The organism is Telluria sp. ZB4P34 (assembly GCF_059686055.1).
Genome location: NZ_JCASIF010000019.1, coordinates 66,629 through 84,666, shown reverse-complemented (window position 1 = coordinate 84,666; position 18,038 = coordinate 66,629). Strand labels below are relative to the sequence as shown.

Annotated in this window: 18 protein-coding genes; 5 read left to right on the top strand and 13 right to left on the bottom strand. The window is 68.3% G+C overall.

The genetic code is table 11. The annotated features are described in order from the left end of the window. Positions 1–231: 231 nt before the first annotated feature. The 4 genes from AC56KL_RS21065 to AC56KL_RS21050 form a co-directional block, all read right to left on the bottom strand. Entirely contained in the window at positions 232–924 is a 693-nt protein-coding gene (locus tag AC56KL_RS21065) for an SOS response-associated peptidase (protein WP_497182130.1), read from the bottom strand. A 24-nt stretch (positions 925–948) separates the two neighbouring features. Continuing rightward, complete coding sequence (locus AC56KL_RS21060) at positions 949–1,434, bottom strand: DUF6644 family protein (protein WP_497182129.1); 486 nt, start codon at positions 1,432–1,434, stop codon at positions 949–951. Beyond that, positions 1,434–1,784, bottom strand: a complete 351-nt coding sequence (locus AC56KL_RS21055; RefSeq protein ID WP_497182128.1) for a DUF6152 family protein — start codon at positions 1,782–1,784, stop codon at positions 1,434–1,436. The genes AC56KL_RS21060 and AC56KL_RS21055 overlap by 1 nt, the downstream gene beginning before the upstream one ends. A gap of 62 nt (positions 1,785–1,846) precedes the next feature. Beyond that, positions 1,847–2,428 carry a histidine phosphatase family protein gene (locus AC56KL_RS21050; RefSeq protein ID WP_497182127.1) on the bottom strand — a complete coding sequence of 194 codons (582 nt, stop codon included), beginning with the start codon at positions 2,426–2,428 and terminating at the stop codon, positions 1,847–1,849. A 180-nt stretch (positions 2,429–2,608) separates the two neighbouring features. Between AC56KL_RS21050 and AC56KL_RS21045 the strand changes: the two genes are divergently transcribed. Further along, positions 2,609–3,340 carry a DUF6624 domain-containing protein gene (locus AC56KL_RS21045; RefSeq protein ID WP_497182126.1) on the top strand — a complete coding sequence of 244 codons (732 nt, stop codon included), beginning with the start codon at positions 2,609–2,611 and terminating at the stop codon, positions 3,338–3,340. On the opposite strand, the gene nfsB is transcribed toward AC56KL_RS21045, so the two are convergent. Both nfsB and AC56KL_RS21035 read right to left on the bottom strand, forming a co-directional pair. Continuing rightward, positions 3,262–3,915 (bottom strand): oxygen-insensitive NAD(P)H nitroreductase, encoded by a 654-nt coding sequence (gene nfsB, locus AC56KL_RS21040; RefSeq protein WP_497182125.1) that lies wholly within the window; start codon positions 3,913–3,915, stop codon positions 3,262–3,264. The genes AC56KL_RS21045 and nfsB overlap by 79 nt on opposite strands. Before the next feature lie 22 nt (positions 3,916–3,937). After that, complete coding sequence (locus AC56KL_RS21035) at positions 3,938–4,945, bottom strand: zinc-binding alcohol dehydrogenase family protein (protein ID WP_497182124.1); 1,008 nt, start codon at positions 4,943–4,945, stop codon at positions 3,938–3,940. Between the two features lie 102 nt (positions 4,946–5,047). On the opposite strand from AC56KL_RS21035, the gene AC56KL_RS21030 reads away from it, so the two are divergent. Next, a complete protein-coding gene (locus AC56KL_RS21030) occupies positions 5,048–5,953 on the top strand; it encodes a LysR family transcriptional regulator (RefSeq protein ID WP_497182123.1) in 906 nt (301 codons plus the stop codon). Here AC56KL_RS21030 and AC56KL_RS21025 read toward each other — a convergent pair. Next, positions 5,950–7,011, bottom strand: a complete 1,062-nt coding sequence (locus tag AC56KL_RS21025; protein WP_497182122.1) for an NAD(P)H-dependent flavin oxidoreductase — start codon at positions 7,009–7,011, stop codon at positions 5,950–5,952. The genes AC56KL_RS21030 and AC56KL_RS21025 overlap by 4 nt on opposite strands. 54 nt (positions 7,012–7,065) lie before the next feature. Then, on the bottom strand, positions 7,066–7,683 hold the full coding sequence (locus AC56KL_RS21020; RefSeq protein ID WP_497182121.1) for a LysE/ArgO family amino acid transporter: 618 nt from the start codon (positions 7,681–7,683) through the stop codon (positions 7,066–7,068). A 90-nt stretch (positions 7,684–7,773) separates the two neighbouring features. Here AC56KL_RS21020 and AC56KL_RS21015 point away from each other — a divergent pair, with 90 nt between their 5' ends. Beyond that, entirely contained in the window at positions 7,774–8,667 is an 894-nt protein-coding gene (locus AC56KL_RS21015; RefSeq protein WP_497182120.1) for a LysR family transcriptional regulator ArgP, read from the top strand. A gap of 1 nt (position 8,668) precedes the next feature. On the opposite strand, the gene AC56KL_RS21010 is transcribed toward AC56KL_RS21015, so the two are convergent. Further along, positions 8,669–9,121 (bottom strand): hypothetical protein, encoded by a 453-nt coding sequence (locus AC56KL_RS21010; protein ID WP_497182119.1) that lies wholly within the window; start codon positions 9,119–9,121, stop codon positions 8,669–8,671. 138 nt (positions 9,122–9,259) lie between these two features. Beyond that, positions 9,260–11,521, bottom strand: coding sequence for a PhoX family protein (locus AC56KL_RS21005; RefSeq protein ID WP_497182118.1), 2,262 nt, complete (start codon positions 11,519–11,521; stop codon positions 9,260–9,262). A gap of 162 nt (positions 11,522–11,683) precedes the next feature. Between AC56KL_RS21005 and AC56KL_RS21000 the strand changes: the two genes are divergently transcribed. Beyond that, positions 11,684–13,993, top strand: coding sequence for a hybrid sensor histidine kinase/response regulator (locus tag AC56KL_RS21000; RefSeq protein ID WP_497182117.1), 2,310 nt, complete (start codon positions 11,684–11,686; stop codon positions 13,991–13,993). Between the two features lie 6 nt (positions 13,994–13,999). Here the strand turns inward: AC56KL_RS21000 and AC56KL_RS20995 are convergent, their stop codons facing one another. After that, entirely contained in the window at positions 14,000–14,347 is a 348-nt protein-coding gene (locus AC56KL_RS20995; protein WP_497182116.1) for a YnfA family protein, read from the bottom strand. Positions 14,348–14,608: 261 nt separating this feature from the next. On the opposite strand from AC56KL_RS20995, the gene AC56KL_RS20990 reads away from it, so the two are divergent. Next, complete coding sequence (locus tag AC56KL_RS20990) at positions 14,609–15,043, top strand: DUF2750 domain-containing protein (RefSeq protein WP_497182115.1); 435 nt, start codon at positions 14,609–14,611, stop codon at positions 15,041–15,043. Positions 15,044–15,144: 101 nt separating this feature from the next. On the opposite strand, the gene tssG is transcribed toward AC56KL_RS20990, so the two are convergent. Both tssG and tssF read right to left on the bottom strand, forming a co-directional pair. Then, complete coding sequence (gene tssG, locus AC56KL_RS20985) at positions 15,145–16,236, bottom strand: type VI secretion system baseplate subunit TssG (RefSeq protein ID WP_497182114.1); 1,092 nt, start codon at positions 16,234–16,236, stop codon at positions 15,145–15,147. After that, complete coding sequence (tssF, locus tag AC56KL_RS20980) at positions 16,200–18,038, bottom strand: type VI secretion system baseplate subunit TssF (RefSeq protein ID WP_497182113.1); 1,839 nt, start codon at positions 18,036–18,038, stop codon at positions 16,200–16,202. The genes tssG and tssF overlap by 37 nt, the downstream gene beginning before the upstream one ends.

Genomic DNA, 18,038 nt, shown 5'->3' with positions numbered 1-18,038 from the left:
GAGGTGAAGGGCTTGATCTACCTTCCAAGGTCGAGCCTTAAGGGTGGGCTCAAGCTGGTCTTCACCTCAATTGGTGGTAGCTAACCACCAATGAGAACAAGATACAAGGGTGGGCGGGTCTCCCGCCCGCGCGTTCAACCAGCTGATGAACAATCGCGCGGGCCACTTTACCGTAGTTTGAACGCGCGGTCGGCTGCGCGTGATCTGGTCCACTGGACCAGATCACGCCTACTAGAACAGCGACAAATTAGGCGACGGTTCCGGGGCCTTCTTCACCGTCTGCGGCGCTTCCCAGGTCTTCATGCGCGCCGCCGGATAATGGCGGAGAAAGCTGCGCGCCGTCTCCACGTCGCGGCAGGCCAGCCAGTCGTCGAGTTCTTCCGGCGCGAGGATGACCAGCGAGCGCTTCTCGTCGCCGGGCTTGTGCATGCGCGACATGAGCGGATGATCGTCGGCGTTGATCGTGATCTGCGTGAAGGCGGACTCGACCCGCCCGTCGGCTTCGGTCCATTCGCGCCACAGGCCGGCCACCAGGAAGGGGCTGTCGTCCTGCATGCCGATCGCATGCCGCAGCGCGCGCCCGCTTTCGTAGCAGGGCTCGTAGAACCAGGTCATCGGCACCGCGCACAGCTGCAGGCGGCGCCAGGCGGGCGCGAACGAGCGCCGTTCGCCGAGCGACTCGGCGCGCGCGTTCATCGTATCGAAGGGCTTGACGCCGGGCGGGATGTGGCGCCGCGGCACCATGCCGTAGCTGGCCAGGCAAGCCGCCGGGCTGCCGTCGCGGCCGCGGCGGATGATCGGCGCGCTGTAGTCCTTCCAGACTTCGTCGGGCCAGCGCCAGTCGGCCGGCAGCTCGCTGAAGGCACCGATTTTGCCGAACTTGCCGAGCTGTTCACGAGTAGGAGTATGGTAGTTGACGCACATGGTCCGTCCAGCATAGTGCAACTGCTAGAAATAGGCCAGCAGGCGCCCGCAGGCGATCACGGCACACCACAGGGCGAGCGAGAGCAGGGCGTGCAGCATGGCGCGCGGCGGCGCCCGCTCCGGCCAGGTGTCGAGGCGGCGGTAGGGCCCCGCATGGAAGGCCAGCGCGTTCAGGCCGGCCAGGCCGATCAGCGCCAGCTTGAGCAGGAACACGCGGTTGGCCAGCAGCGCCAGCGGATCGGCCACGAACAGCAGCAGCCCGGAGGGCGCGACCAGCAGCATGCTGCCGGCCGACCAGGGCAGGAGGTGGCGGGCCAGGTCCCGCACCGGCAGCTGGCGGCCGAAGCCGAGCACGCGCAGGTCGAACATCGCCACCGCGCCCACCAGTACGGCAAAACCGATGATGTGCAGGGTCTCGACGGCCGGGTACAGCCAGGCCCCCTCGCGCAGGGCCCGCGCCAGCGGCAGGGACGCGGCCCATTGGGCCGCATCGCCTGCGCCGGGCTGCATCAGCGCAGCTCCGTGGTCTTGTCCTTGATGGTGATGCGTTCGGCGCGCAGCTCGGCGGCATTGCTGCGGTGCGGATAGCCAACTACCGTGGCCTGGACGCCGACAGTGAGGTTTTCCTTCGGCAGGCCGCGGTTTTCCATGCGTCCCGGCGGCGCCAGCACCACCAGCCAGGTCTTGTCGGCCGCCTTCAGGCGCACGTAGCCGTGCGGCTGCATATAGCCGGATTCCTCGATGGTGCCGGACAGGGTCAGCGGCTTGTCGGCCTTGTATTCGCTCCAGCCGTGGTGGGCAAACGCGCTGGTGGTCACCAGGCCGGTCAACAGCGAGGCAAGCAAGAACGAGCGTTTCATGAACGAGCTCCCGTCAAGTAAAAAAGGCAAGCCATTGTACGCCCGCTGCCCGACGCACGGTCTCAGTTTTCGGCCAGGTGCGCGCGCAAGCGGCCGACCACGTCGAGCCGGTGCGGCCCCGGCCGCGCAACCAGGATCTCGCCCTGCCCGGCATATTCCTTCACCAGCGCACGGATATTGACGTCGTGCGTCACCAGTACCAGGTTGGTCTTGCTGCCCGCATTGCCGAAGGCGTCCACGCGCGCCAGGGTTTCGCGCAGCCTGGCGCGGGCGGCGGCCTCGGTGTCGCGGAACATGGAATCGAGCATCGGCGCCTCTTCCACGCGGCCGAAAGCGAGGCGGGCGGTGTCGAGGCAGCGGCACCAGCGGCTCGACAGCACCGGACCGAGCGGAATGCCGCGCTTGCGCAAGGCCGCGCCGATCGCGCGTGCGTCGCGCCGGCCCTCCTCGGACAGGTTGCGCTGGGTGCTGCACATGGCCAGCCGGAAGCCGGGCGGATCGCCGATGCCGGGATCGGTGACGGCATGCCGGATCAACAACACATAACCGCCCCCTTGCAGACGCTGCCACAGGTCGGCGTCGGCCGCTTTCAAGGAGCTGCTGGCAAAAAGCGCGATTGCTGCCAGGAAGGCGCGTCGCAGCATGGTGAACTCCTCGGATGGGCTGCCAACATTATCCTGCCGGGACGCATGGACGAGCGCACGGCTGCCGGTCAAGCTGGGCTGAGCGCAGATCGACGCTTCCATGCGCCCGGCGTGGACCGTCGACGGCGCCGCCGCTACACTGCCCGTGCAGTGCAGTGCACTGCGCCCTCAGGAGACGACATGCACAACACCTACCTGTCCGCCGCGCTGCTTGCGGCCTGCCTGGTCCAGCCCTCACTTGCCGCCGCCAATGAATCATGCGGCGAGCTCGCCACCGAGCTGGCCGCCATGGCGACGGCGAACCAGGCGCTGCGCCAGCGCATCGACTACCTGGCCCCCGAAAGCAAACCGCAGCAACGACTGGCCAGCCACGTCGCCCTGGTCGACCGGACCAACGCGCAGCGCCTGCAGGCCATCGTGGCGCGCTGCGGCTGGCCCTCGGCGGCCACCCATGGCGCACAGGCGGTCGAGCATGCCTGGCTCGTGGTCCGGCATGCGGAGCATGACAGGGCTTTCCAGAAACTGGTGCTAGACCTGATCGCGCAGGGAGACGGCGACGGCGTGGACCAGTCCTTCGCCTACCTGTACGACCGCATCGCGGTCCTGGAGAAGCGTCCGCAGCATTACGGGACGCAACTGTCGGCGCCGACGAAGGTCTACTGCGCCCTCGAATTCGATCGCATGGATGACCGCGCCCGGGTCGAGGCGCGCCGCGCGCGGCTCGGGATGGCGCCGCTGGATGACTACCGGCGCAGCGTGCTGGCGGCGCAGCGTTGCCCGGTTTCGCCCCAGCACGCCACGGATTACCACTACGGTCCGCCCGCCACGCAGGATCAAACGAAAGTGAAGGTCAGCTCTTCCGGCAGGCGCGACTTCGGCAGGCCGGCATTGAAGTCGGCCTCCGAGCGGTAGCCGAAGCTCGCCAGCACCACGCTGGCCAGGCCCTGCTCGTGCAGGCCGAATTCCGCGTCCAGGATGGCCTGGTCGAAGCCTTCCATCGGGGTGGCGTCGATGCCGAGCGAGGCTGCCCCCAGCAGGGCGGTGCCAAGCGCCAGGTAGACCTGCTTTTCGAGCCACTGCGGCATGTCGCGCGTGGTGTAGCGGTGGGTGCGCACATAGCCGCGCCGCCCCGCATCCTGGCCGTTTCTAGCGGCATCGTCGCGGAAGCGCCCGTCGCGCCCTTCCTGGGCCAGCAGGCGCTCCAGGTGGGCGTCGTCCATGTCGATGCGCGAGCAGAACACGATCACGTGCGAGGCGTCGAGGATCTTGGCGGTGTTGTAGCCGTAGCCGCCCTGCGTGGCCTTGGCCACGCGCGCCTTGCCTTCGGGCGTGCTGGCAACGATGAAATGCCAGGGCTGCGAATTCACCGACGAGGGGCTGTGGCGCAGCAGGCCGTACACCTGCTGCATCAGTTCTTCGGGCACGCGGCGTGCGCCGTCGTAGGCCTTGGTGGCGTGGCGCTGGCGGGCTGTTGCGAGAATATCCATCTTGTTCGATTCCGTGTAGGGCTTAGAAGTTTTCGAGCACGATCTTGCCGACTGCGCGGCCGCTTTCGATCAGGGCATGGGCGCGGCGCAGGTTCTCGGCGTTGATCACGCCGTAGTGTTCGCCCAGCGTGGTGCGCAGGCTGCCGTCGTCGATCATCTGCGCGACCAGATTCAGGAGCTTGTGCTGCTTGATCATGTCGTCCGTCTCGAACATCGAGCGCGTGAACATCAGTTCCCAGTGCAGCGAGATCGACTTGCGCTTGAGGGGCAGGGCGTCGAGCTGGGCCGGATCGTCGATCAGGGCGAACTGGCCCTGCGGCGCCAGCAGGTCGACGACGGCATCGTAATGCTGGTCGGTGTGCGTCAGGCTGATGACGATGTCCACCGCCGGGACGCCCAGCGCTTCGAGCTGCGCCCGCAGCGGCTGCGCGTGGTCGATGACATGATGGGCGCCGAGTTCGCGCACCCAGCTGCGGGTTTCTTCACGCGAGGCGGTGCCGATGACGCTCAAGGCGGTCAGCTTGCGCGCCAGCTGCACCAGGATCGAGCCGACCCCGCCGGCCGCGCCGATCACCAGCAGCGACTTCCCGGCGCCGCCGCCTTCGGCCAGCCGAAGGCGGTCGAACAGCAGCTCCCAGGCCGTGATCGCGGTCAGAGGCAGGGCGGCCGCCTGGGCGAAATCGAGCGTGGCCGGCTTGCGGCCGACGATGCGCTCGTCCACGGCCTGGTACTCGCTGTTCGAGCCCGGACGCACGAGCGAGCCGGCGTAGAACACTTCGTCGCCTTCCCTGAACAGGGTGACGGCGCTGCCGACGCCGCGCACGATGCCGCTGGCATCCCAGCCCAGCACCCGTGGCTCGGTCACGGCAGCGCCGCGGCGGATCTTGGTGTCGACCGGGTTGACCGAGACGGCGCGCACTTCCACCAGCAGGTCGTGCGGGCCGGGCGCAGGCATCGGCAGCTCGGTGTCCTGCAGTGCGGCAGGGTCGTCGATGGGCAGGCCGTGCTGGGTATACACTACTGCTTTCATGTTGAATCTCCGGTAAGTTTTAAGCCTGGATACGATTCTATGTAGCGGGCCGGTGCGGAAAAACCCGGCTGGAGCGATTTCACTTTCACAGTTGGAGAGAAAATGGTCAGGCTGGATGACCTGTCACTGTTCGTCCGGACTGCGGCCCTGGGCAGTTTTTCGAAGGCCGCGCGCGAGATCAACCTGCTGCCCGGGCAGGCCAGCGCGGCGATCGGCCGCCTGGAGCGCGAGCTCGACATCCGCCTGTTCGCGCGCTCCACGCGCAGCCTACGCCTGACAGAGGAAGGGCGGCGCTACCTTCCCTTTGCCCAGGATGCGCTGCAGGCCCTGCGCGACGGCTTCGAGGGCATCCGCGGCGATACCAACTGCCTCACCGGCACGCTGCAGATCGCCGCCCCGTCCGACTTCGGGCGCAACCTGCTGCTGCCCTGGATCTCGGAATTCCGGCGCGCCCATCCGGGGCTCGACATCCAGCTGCTGGTATCGGACCAGGTGGCCGACGTGTTCCGCGACCCGGTCGACATCGCCCTGCGCTACGGACAGATCGACGACGCCAGTTATGTCGCCCTGCCGGTCGCGCCCGGCAACCGCCGCGTGCTGGTGGCCTCGCCCGACTACATCGCCCGGCATGGGCGCCCTGCCACGCTCGACGCGCTGGCCGGCCACAACTGCCTGCAATACCGCCTGCGCGGCCGCACCTACGACCGCTGGTCCTTCCCGACGGCGGAGGGTGCGCGCCTGGTGCAGGTGTCGGGACGGCTGGTGAGCGACGACGCCGAAGTGGTGCGGCGCTGGGCCCTGGCCGGCGAAGGCATCGCCTATAAATCCTGGCTCGACGTCAGCGCCGACGTGGCGCAGGGTTGGCTGGAAGTGCTGCTGCCCGAGGTGCCGGGCGAGCCCACGCCGCTGCACCTGGTGTGCCCGCACCGCAGGCAGTTCTCGCCGGCGGTGAAGCTGCTGCACGCGCTGCTCGAGGAACGCTGCCGCCCGCTGGCGCGCACCGGCTAGGCGGCCTCGTTCATCTGCGCCACCAGCGCAGCGACGAGCGCCCCCGCCGGCATGGCGCGCGCCTGCGCGAAGTTGGCGCCGCCCCAGTTGACGGAATAGTCCTGGCTGCCCTGGCCGGACGCGGCGGCATGCAGCTGCTTGGCCGCATCGTAGGCAATCGGGTAGTCCGGCACCGGCGGATGTCCGGCTCCCCCCACCTCGGTGAACAGGCGGTTGACGATACCGCGCGCCGGCCGGCCCGAGATGACAGGCGTCAGTTCGGTCTGCAGCCCCGCGCCCGTGGCGATGAGGCTGCGATGATGCGCCGGCGCAGAGGATTCCGGACAGGCGATGAAGGCGCTGCCCATCTGGACCGCGCCGGCCCCGTGATACAGCGCGGTGCGGATATGCTTGCCGTCCATGATGCCGCCGGCCGCGACCAGCGGCAACGACAGCTTGTCGCGCAGCTGCTCCAGCAATTCGACCGTGGGCAGCGCCGGGTCGGGCGCGGACGGGTCGAACATGCCGCGGTGCCCGCCCGCCTCGATGCCCTGGGCGACGATCACGTCGATGCCGGCCGCCTCGATGCGGCGGGCCTCGTCGAGCGAGGTCGCGGTGGTGAACAGGACGATGCCGGCCGCCTTCAGGGCGTCGATCTTTTCCTGCGGCGGCAGGCCGAAATGGAAGCTGAGCACGGCGGGACGCTCGGCCAGCATCAGTTCGAACATGGCGTCGTCGTCGACGAAACTGCGGTAGATCTCGGTCAGCGCGGCAGGCGGCTCGGCGCCGAAGCGTTCGAAGTGCGGACGAAGCCACGCCAGCCAGGCCGCCTCGCGCGCCGCATCGGCCTGCGCAGGCGCATGGGTAAACACGTTGACCTGGAAAGGCCGCGCCGTCTTCTCGCGCACCGCGGCGATGGCGGCCCTGGCCTGCGCCGGCGTCATGGCGCCCACGGCGATCGAGCCCAGGCCTCCCGCTTCCGACACAGCGGCGGCCAGCGCCGGGGTCGACACACCCGCCATCGGGGCCTGGATGATGGGGTAGCGGATGTCCAGCAGCGACTGCAGCGCGTGAGGCATGATGCGGCTCCTTCGGATCGGGGTCGAATCATGAGTATAGCGAGACCCGTGCGCTCACGCTCCCCGCACCAGCAGCCAGGCCAGCACCAGCATCAGCGAGCCCGTGCAGGCTTCGATGGCGCGCCACACGGCCGGGCGGCCGAGCACGGAAGCGTAGCGCCGTGCGCCGAGGCCGAGCGCCGAGAACCACAGCACCGAGGCCGTCATGGCCCCCAGCGCAAAGGAAGGGCGGGCGTCGCCGGCCAGGCTGCTGCCCACGGCGCCGAGCAGCACCACGGTGTCGAGGTAGACGTGCGGATTGAGCAGCGACAGCGCCAGCACGGTGGCCAGCGCCCGTCCCAGGGTCTGCGACGTCGCCTCTGCCGACAGTTCGAGCACGGCGCCGCCTTGCAGGCTGCTCTTCCAGCAGCGCCAGCCGTACCAGACGAGGAACAGGGCGCCGCCGTAGCGCGCCACGGCCATCAGGGTGGGCGAGGCTTCCACCAGCGCGCCCAGGCCGGCGACGCCGAGCGCGATCAGGAGCACGTCGACAACGATGCAGGTAGCGACCGTCGCCGCCACGTGCCGGCCGCGCACGCCGGTGCGGATCACGTGCGCGTTCTGGGCGCCGATGGCCATGATCAGGCTGGCGCCAAGGCCCAGTCCCTGCAGGAAAACCGCTTGCGAAAACATGATGCTCCTCCACGAAAGCGACTATGCTCGCCCATGCCGCCCCTTAATTCAAATATATTCATGATTTCTAAACTTGGTTAAGCAAAACTGATGCAGATCGATCCTCGCCGCAGCGCCGCCTTCATCGCGGCAGTCGACACCGGCAGCCTGGAAGCGGCCGCCGTCCAGCTGGCCCTGAGCCCCTCGGCCGTCTCGCAGCGCATCTCGGCGCTGGAGCAGGACTTCGGCACGCCCCTGCTGGTGCGCAGCCGTCCCTGCCGCCCGACCGCACCGGGCACCCGGCTGCTGCAGTACCTGCGCCGCTCCACCCTGCTCGAGACGGAGTTCCTGGCCGACATGGGTATGGACGCCGGCCCGGCGCGGGTGGCGATCGCGGTCAACAACGACAGTCTCGCCACCTGGCTGCTGCCGGCGCTGGCGCCGATCCTGGCTGGCGAGGAACTGCTGGTTGAATGCGTACCCGACGACCAGGGCCACACCTTCGCGCTGCTGGAACAGGGCCGCGTGGTGGCCTGCGTGGCGGCCGAAGCTGCCCCGATGCACGGCTGCACCGTGCGCCCGCTGGGCCGGATGCGCTACCGGATGGTGGCGTCAAGGGCGTTTGCCGCGCAGTGGTTCGCCGACGGCTTCAACCGCGAGACGGCGCAGCGCGCCCCGGTAGTGGTGTTCGACCGCAAGGACTCGCTGCAGTCGGCCTTCCTGCTGCGCCATTTCGGCCTGCCGGAAGGGTCCTATCCCTTCCACTACGTGCCGGCCAGCGATCCCTTTGTTGCGGCGATCCGGATCGGCATGGGCTACGGCATGCTGCCGATGGAGCAGTGCGGCGCCATGCTGCAGGATGGATCGATGGTGGACCTGGCCCCCGCGCTATACGTGGACGTGCCGCTGTACTGGCACGCCTGGCGCATCCAGCCGCCGCGGCTCGAACGCCTGGGGGCGGCCTTGACGGAGGCGGCGTGCGCGGTGCTGCTGCCCCTGCCCTAGGCTAGGACCCGTGCACCAGTTTCAACCCGGCCCTGTTGGCGCGCTGTACGCCGCGCGCGGGCGCCACCGGCCACCACTGGGCCACGCCCCACAGCAGTTCCGGCACCAGGAACAGCCACACCAGGGGCAGCCCGCCGGCTGCCAGCGCCCACAGCATCCAGGCCGCGAACAGGAAGCGCCCGGCCCCGTCGTAGCGCCCGAGCGCCAGGCTCGGCTCCAGCAGGCGCCGCACGGACCATAGCAGCACCAGGCTGCCCATCAGGCAGGTGATCAGGATGTGGATCTGGGCGAAGGGCGCCAGCGGCGCGCCGCCCAGCCACAGGTTGAGCCGCGTGAGCTGCGGGTGCAACAGCGCGAAGGTCCAGGGCGTGGCGAAGGGCGCCACGATGAGGATGTCGAACAGGGCGCTGGCGCGCGTGATGCGGAGGTAAGTCGAGAGGGTGACGGTCGGCATGGCGGGCTCCTGCGGATGGATGACGCGTCCCCGATGCTGGCACGCCTTGCTTTCACGCTCCTTGCGATGGACGAAAAAAAGGCCGGACACTTGCGTATCCGGCCTGAAGATGGGAGAACTTGAAACCTGTGTCAGCGATCAGCTGCCGATACGGCCGCCGTCATTCTTGGTGATGACGATGGTCGCCGAGCGCGGGCGCTTGCCGGCGCCGTAGCCGGCGTTCGACGGCCACTGGCTGGTGTACTTGGTCGGATCGGCGATATTGGCGACCGCCGTGTTCTCGCCCGGGTGCTGGATGTTCACGAACAGCGCCTTGCCGTCCGGGGTCTCGGCGATGCCGGTGATCTCCGAGCCGACCGGGCCGACCAGGAAGCGCTTGAGCGTGTCCGCGGTGGCGGCCTTGCCGACGTAGGTGTCCACGTTCAGGGCCGTGCCGTTGGCGCGCTGGTGGCTCAGGGTGACTTTCTTGCCGTCGCCCACCTGGCCCGGCAGGCCTGCCAGCATCATGCAGTTGGTGACGTCGGTGTAGGCGCCGTCGTCGGTCTGGATCCAGCAGATGCCGGTGGACGGGGTGAAGGCCAGGCCGTCCGGGCTCGAGAAGTCCTGGTCGGCGGTGAGGCCGGACAGGTTCACGGTGCCGGCAGCGGCGCCGGCTTCGGCGCCGAACAGGTAGACGTCCCAGGTGAAGCTGGTGGCGGTCGAACCCGCCGCGCCTTCCTTGACACGGATGATGTGGCCGTTCGGGTTGCCCTGCTGCGCCGTCGTGCCCTTCATGTCGGTATAGACGCGCGGGTTGGCGGCATCCGGGGCGCTCTGGCTCGAGCTGCTCGGCTCGACGCGGCGGTTGCTGTTGTTGGTCAGCGTGAAATAGATGTCGCCGGTACCCGGGTGCACCGAGCACCATTCCGGACGGTCCATCATGGTCGCGCCCACGGCGTCGCCCGCCAGGCGGGCATTCACCAGCACGTCGGCCTGGTCGGCGAACTTGTAGGCGGCGTAGGCGGCGATGGCCGGATTGGTAATCGACAGCTCGATCCACTGGCCGCTGCCGTCGGCGGCGAACTTGGCCACGTACAGCTTGCCGCTGTCGAGGTATTTGTCGCCGGTGGCGATGCGGTCCGTCGGGGTGGCGTCGGCAGCGGCCCAGGTGGCGCTCGATACGAACTTGAAGATGTATTCGTTGCGCGAATCGTCGCCCATGTACACGGCCAGCGGCTGGCCTGCGACCGGCTTGCCGAACACGGCGCTCTCGTGGGCGAAACGGCCCAGCGCGGTGCGCTTCTTGATCGACTTGGTCTTGTCGTAGGCGTCCATCTCGACGATGTAGCCCATGCCGTTCATCTCGTTGCGGTAGTCGTCGCTGCCATTGCTCGACGCTCCACTTTTGCTGATGTTCCAGCGCTGGTACTTGTCTTCCGTACCGCCGGTCTCCCAGCCGTGGCGCGAGGCGGCGCCCTGGTTGCGGCCGTAGCGCTTGAGCGACACCACGCTCTTGTCGCCGCGCGCCGCGTCATCGGTCGCAGCGCGGGTAAAGTAGCCGGACCAGTTCTCTTCGCCCGACAGGTAGGTGTTCCACGGGGTCTTGCCGGTGCCGCAGTTGTTCAGCGTGCCACGGGTCCTGGTGCCGTTCGGCGAGTACTTGGTGATTGCCAGCGCATTGCCGCGCACCGGGCCGGACAGCTCGACCTCGGTCTGCTGGTGCACGCGGCGGTTGAAGCCGGACTCCTTCAGGTATTCCCATTTGTTGCCGTTGCGGCGCACTTCGACCACGGACAGGCCGTGCAGCGCCATTTCCTTGTCCACCTCGCCGGCCGGACGCGGCAGGCTCTGGGTGCCGCCGTTCGCGTGCACGAAGTGGGATGACAGTTTCTCGTCGGTGGTGGCTTCGTGGTTCATCGCCAGCAGGCCGCGGTCGGTGGCGGTGGTGGACGGGCCGTTGCTGGTGGAGACGGGGAAGAATTCCATGCCGTCGTGGTGATCGCCGGCGCGGTTTTCGAAGTCGCCGTCGGTGCCGTCGTTCTTGTAGGCGGCGCCGGTCGCGGTCAGCGGATCGCCCAGCGCATACAGGACGCTGGCGGTGTAGCCGGCCGGGACGACGACGCTGTCGGCCAGGCTCTTGGAGACGGCGGTGAAGCCGAGCAGCTTTTCCGGCGGCGGCGGCGGCGGGGTGGTGTTCACCGGCGGGGTGGCGGTGGCGGTATCGTTGTCAGAGCCGCCGCAGCCGCTCAGGCCGATGGCGCCCAACAGCGCGGATGCAGCAGTGGCGGCGCCGCCGCGCAGCAGGCTGCGGCGGCTCAGGCGGGCCTCGAGGACGGTGCTGAATTGTTCGTTCGACGAAACGTTCGACTCTCCGTCGTCATGGTCGACAGGGATGCGGGCGAGGTCGGTCGGCTTGTTCACGAGTAATCCTGTTCGTTGTTAGGAAATGTTCACGCATGGTAGGGAGGAAACATGACCAGCTTGTGACGGCCAGATAACAGTTTCATGACAAATTTGTCGAATTTAGCGACGCGGCAAAGGCGTGCAGCTATACTTTCGAGGGACTCGACAAGGACCCCCACCATGCAGGACAGCAGCGACGCCATCCACGCGCTCGACCCGGCCATGCTTGGCCAACAACTCTTCGAAGCCAGTCCCGACTGTGTCAAATTGCTCGACGCGGAAGGCCACATCGTCGCGATGAACGGCAACGGCTTGCGCGCCATGGAGATCGGCAGTCTCGACGCCTTGCGCGGCCGGCGCTGGCCGTCGCTATGGCCGGATGCCTGCCGCCCCGAGGTCGAGGCCGCGATGGCGGCGGCGCGTCACAAGGGCATCGGCCGCCTGCGCGCGTCCTGTCCCTCCGCAAACGGCGCCGTCAAGTGGTGGGACGTCACCATCAGCCCCGTCGGCGCGGCCGGCCTGCTGGCGACCTCGCGCGACATCACCGGCCAGGTTGCGGCGGAAGCCGAGCGCGAAGACCTGGTGCGCCAGTTGCGCACCGTGAGCGAACGCTTCCAGAAGATCGTCGGCCAGGCCGCCACCGGTGTGGTCCAGATGGACGCCGAGGCCCGCATCACCCTGGTCAACCAGAAGTACTGCAACATGGTGCAGCGCCGGGAATCGGAACTGCTGGGAGCGAGCGTGCTGGACGTGACCGCGCCGGACTCGGTGCCGGTGACGCTGGAAGCCGTGCAGCGTTTGCGCGCCGGCGAGCCCAGCGTCATCGTCGAGAAGGAATACCTGCGCCGCGACGGCAGCTTGATGCCGGCCACCAGCAGCGTGAATGCGCTGCGTGGCCCCGACGGCGAGTTCCAGGGGCTGGTGGCGATCGTGGTGGACACCACCGAGAGCCGGCGCGCCGCCGAGAAGCTGCGCGCCAGCGAAGAGCGCTACCGCACCGTGTTCGAATCGATGGACCAGGGTTTCTGCATCTTCGAGATGATCTTCGACGACCAGGGCCGTCCGGTGGACTACCGCTTCCTCGAGATGAACCCGATGTTCGAGACCCACACCGGCCTGCAAGGCGCGGTGGGACGCACGGCGAAGGAACTGATCCCGAACCTCGACGGCTACTGGTTCGAGACCTATGGCCGGGTCGCGCGAACCGGCGAAGCGGTGCGCTTCGAGAACGAAGCCCCGGCCATGGGCCGCTGGTTCGACGTATACGCCACCCGCCTGGGCGGGGCGGACAGCAACAAGGTGGCGCTGCTGTTCAGCGACATCACGGCGCGCAAACAGTCGGAGGCGACCCTGCTCGGCCTGGCCAAGGACCTGGCCCAGGCCGACCAGCGCAAGACCGAGTTCCTGGCCACGCTGGCGCACGAGCTGCGCAACCCGCTGGCGCCGATCCGCAGCGGCCTGTCCGTGATGCGCCTGAAGGGCGACGACGCCGCGTCGATGGCGCGGGTACGCGAGGTGATGGAACGCCAGGTCGGCCACATGGTGCACCTGATCGACGACCTGCTCGACATCGCCCGCATCAGCGGCGGCAAGCTGGAACTCAGGAAGGAAGGCGCCGACCTGCGCAGCGTGCTGTCCAGCGCCGTCGAAACCAGCCTGCCGCTGATCGAGAACGGCCGGCACGAACTCTCGGTGGAGGTGCCGGACGGCATAGTAGCGGCCGACGTCGACGTGAACCGCATCGCCCAGGTGGTGGCCAACCTGCTCAACAACGCAGCCAAGTACACCCCGGCGGGTGGGCGCATCGGCCTGTCGCTGCGCACCGACGGACAGGAGGCCGTAATCGCCGTCTCCGACAACGGGGTCGGTATTCCGCAGGATGCACTGACTTCCGTATTCGAGATGTTCAGCCAGATCGGCCACCACCTGGAGCGCTCGCAGGGCGGCCTCGGGATCGGCCTGTCGCTGGTGCGCCGGCTGGTGGACATGCATGGCGGCGCGGTATCGGCCGCCAGCGGCGGCGCACAGGCCGGCAGCGTGTTCACCGTGCGCCTGCCGCTCGCCGGCGGTCCGGCGGACGCGGCCGCTGAACCGGCAAGCGACGACCCCGGCGAGGCGGCGGGCGAAGGCACCAAGATCCTGGTGGTGGACGACAACGTCGATGCCGCCATGACGCTGTCGATGATCCTGGAAGCCTGCGGCTACGTCACCCGGGTGGCGCACGACGGCCCCGAGGCGCTGGAAGCCGCGAAGGAGTTCCGTCCCCAGGTGGCCTTCCTCGACATCGGCATGCCGGGCATGGACGGCTACGACACCGCCCGCGCCATGCGCCAGGTAGGCGGCTTGCAAGACATGACCCTGGTCGCCCTCACCGGCTGGGGCGCCGAGAGCGACCGCCTCAAGTCGAACGAGGCCGGCTTCGACCGGCACCTGACCAAGCCGGTGCAGCTGGACGTGGTGCAGGCACTGCTGGCCAAGCTGGCGGCCTGACGCCGTTCAGCCCTGGCGCTGGCCGAGGGCGATGCAGGCTGCGCCGGCCAGCGCCAGCGCCACCCCGGCGTAGTCGCTCCACACCGGCTTGATCCCGTCCACGACATACAGCCATGCCAGCGCCGTGGCGATGTACACGGCGCCGTAACTGGCGTAGACGCGGCCGCTGGCGGCCGGGTGCAGGCTCAGGAGCCAGACGAAGGCGGCCAGGCTGAGGGCGGCCGGCGCCAGCAGCCAGGCGGAACCCTTCCCGCTCAGCCACAGCAGGGGCAGGTAGCAGCCGAGCAGCTCGGCGACGGCGGTGACAACAAACAGGCCGGACATGCGGCCGAAGGACAATACATCGAGGGACATCGCGGCAGGGGTCTTGTGGATAAGCTCCCATCTTATCCTCAGTGATCTTCAGCAGGCCTGCGCCTCGAAGCATTGCCGGCTTTCCGCATCCGCCGGGAAGAAGCATTCCAGCCGCAGTTCGTGCACCGTGGCGTCGTGACCTGGGCATGGCGTGCGGCGGCGTCGGCTTCGTTCCAGGCGGCCAGGTAATCGCCGCATGGGGGCGGGGCGTGCCTGCGCCATGGATTTGCGATGTGGCGTATCCTTTCCGCGATGGCATGGATGCCGACAACCGATCTGGTGAACACCTTGAGCGAGCAAACACTTTCAGCAATCAAGCTCGGCGCGCAGCAGCTGGCGGACGTGGTCACCCTGCCCGCGCAGCAGCGCTACGGGCGCTTCGTGCAGCAGGTGGCCGATACCGGCGAGGTGTGGGGACTGTACCGCGATGGCTGGGCGCTGGCGAAAACCGACGACGGCACCCTGGTCTTCGCCATGTGGCCGGCCAGCGAATTCGCCGACCTGTGCGCCGAATTCGAATGGGACGGCTACGAGCCGCAAGCCTTCCCGCTGGACGACCTGATGACCGACCTGCTGCCCCAGCTAGAGGAAGACGGCGTCCTGCCCGGCATTTTCTACACGCCCGGCGACCGCGGGCTGACGCCGAACGCCGCCACGCTGCGGGTCGACCTGGAAAGCGAGCTAAGTAACAGGTAGGGTGGTCGGCTTCGCCGACCGCGCGTTCAAACCGGCATGAACAAGCCTCTACGTCACATCACCCGCAAACTATCACCGCGCGGTCGGCAGAGCCGACCACCCTACGACAAGCTTAATTCGTAGCGCACGTCGCGCCGGTCCTCGGTCTGCAATCCCTCGACCAGGTAGGCATCCCAGCCCAGCCTGCCGTCCTCGCCTTCCAGGCGCACGTTGCGCACGTCGGCTGCCAGCAGCACCAGTTCCACCTCGTATTCGAGCGACAGGCCGGTAAACAGCGCCAGCATGCTGCGCAGGGCGCGCGCCGCCAGTCCGCCCGGCAGGAAGTCGTTGAAGCCGGCCCGGTCCAGCGGCCCGACCACCAGCCGCAGCCGCAGGTCGCGCTGCCACACCCGCGCCCCGGCGATCGCGCCGCCCCCGAGCACGGGGTTGTCGCCGCCCAGGATGCTTTGCTGGTCGGGCGGCACCTCGTACCAGCAGCCGACGAACTGCTCGGCCACGACCTGCTGGCCGAAGTAATCCGACAGTACGCGCGCCAGTTGCACGCTCGATGCAGGCCGATGGCGGACGGAGGCCGCGAAATAGGCGATCGATTCGTCCAGCACCGCGCCGTCCTCGCTGCCCGACAGGCGTCGCCGCAGCGCGCCGCCACCCAGCCCGGCCAGGCTCAGGAGCAGGGGCAGGAAGGCGTCGTGGCCGTCGAGCTGGTACTGCAGCGCCAGCCGGTACTTGCGCCAGGCTTCGTAGAACAGCGCCAGTGTGCGGTTCGAGAAAGTGTCGAGGAAGGCGCGCGCCCCTTCCGCCTCGGGTTCGCCCTTGTCGAGCGACTGCTGCTCGGCGATGCGCTCGGTGTAGTGCAGGGGCAGCACGCCGTGCCCGCCCAGCAGGCCCATGAAGGACGGCGTCAGGCGCACGTAACGGAGCGCGCCCTTGTCCAGCGCCGCGGCCAGGGCCGCCGGCTGGGCGTCGATATCGCCTGGTTCGGCATGGATGGCCTCGACCTGGCTGGGCGGGAAGCCCAGCAACACCGAGTTCTGGAAGCGCAGGAACTGCGCCACCAGGCCCTGCGCCGGCTTGCCGCGGCGGCGCAGCCACAGCTCGAGCAGGCGCACCGCCTGGAAGTACTCGAAGCGGTAGGGCTCGCGGAACAGGCGCTCGATTACAGCAGGCTCAATTCGCCGCTGCGGGGCTGGCATGTGAATAAGTCCTCTCCGGATTTGCTCGATACGATCACCAGCCGGGTAAAGCTGTTGGCATGTACGTACAGGGCCAGGAAACGCTCGATCACCTGGGCGAACGCATGGATGCCGCTGCCCACGAAGGCTTCCTCGTCGATGCTCAGGCGCACCTCGACACCGCGCACGAGGCAGGTGAAGGGATTGCCGGCCAGCCAGGCCGTGGTGGGACGCTGGGCAATCGCCTTGATGCCGCCGATCTGGCGCTGCGAGGATGGTGAACGCGGCAGGTCGTACAGCGCCAGCATCTCGCGAAAGGCCTCGACGCCGCCGTCGGCCAGCGACAGGTGGTTCAGCGCCAGGTGCGAGATCAGGCGCCAGTGGGCGCCGCGCCCCCGCCCGAAGCGATGGGAAGCGGTGGGCTTGCGCAGGAAGGAAATGGCGCGTTCGTTCGAACCGCCTTCGAGGAACAGGTCGCCGCCCTGCTGGCCATAGGGGAGCAGGGCCGGCAGGTCGCGGTTGGTGCAGGTGAGCTCGATGTTGAGCGTGTCGGTTTCCACCTCGGCCGGGTCGAAGTCGATGTCGACGAGCGCCACTTGCGTCTCGAAGCCGGGGCTGTTGTCGGCCAGCGCTTCGTCGCGCCGGATGGCGTAGTAGTGGCCGGCGTCTTCCGGTGTCTGCGCGTGCTTCAGCGCATAGAAGGGGCGGAACTGCACCAGCGTTTCGCCCTGCGGCGTCTGCCGGACCAGGTTCAGCGACTCGATGGCGTAAACCTCGTAAGCGAAGGCGCGCCGGGCGTCGGCCAGCACCGGATAGCTGGCCGTGGTGTGGGTGACGCGGATCGGTTCGCCGCGCTGGCGGAACAGGTTGATCACCGGCGTGCAGCCCAGCAGCACGTTGTTGGTGGACAGGGTGCCGAGCATGCGCGCCAGGTTCGAGTCGGCGCGCAGGCCGCTCAAGGCCAGGTGCAGGGTGTATGTGCGCGCGCCGGGCGCGTGTGCGGCCAATGCGCGCAGGTCGATGTCGATGAAATTGAATTTCTCGGGAAAGCAGAAGTACTCGGTGAGCAGGCGGTAGGCGGCATGCGAGCGCGCCGGGAAGTCGATCAGCGACTCGTCGTCGCCGAAGCCGGCGGGCTGCACCGGAATGGCAGCCAACGGCGTCCAGCGCCCGCTGTGGTCGGCCTCGATGTAGGCCGCGACACCGCGCATGAAGATGGCGTCGCGCAGGGCGGCGCAGAACGAAGGTTCGCCGTCGAGGAAGACGCGTAGCAGGGGCAGGTCAAGCTGCGAGATGGCCCCCTGCTCGGAGGTAGAGGCGATCGTCAAGCTGATGCTGGACGTGGCGTTGCCCGGCAGGCGCACCGCCTCAGGCGCGTCGATGATGGCGGAAAAAACGGCGCGGGTCAGCGCCAGCGGCGCCACCGCGACCGGATACACGGTGCGGAAGGTGCAGGCCGCTCCACGCACCGGGCGGGTGCCCAGCTGGGTGCCGCGCGCGATGACGCCGGCGCCGGCCTGCTGGGCCGCCACGCCGGCGTCCATGCGCGCGATCGAGCAGGAGGGGAAAGGGCGCAGGTAGTGCGGATACAGCACTTCGAACAGCGCTTCGGTGAACTCGGGATAGTCGTCGTCCAGGCGCTTGGCGATGCGCGCGTTGAGCAGGGCGAACGATTCGATCATGCGTTCGGTATGCGGGTCTTCGCAGACTTCGCCGCTGATCAGGAGGCGCCCCGCGATGCGCGGGTAGCGTTCGGCGAACTCGCGCAGGTTGCGGCGCAGGTAACCGAGCTCGCTTTCGTAATACGGCAGCATCTGTTCCAT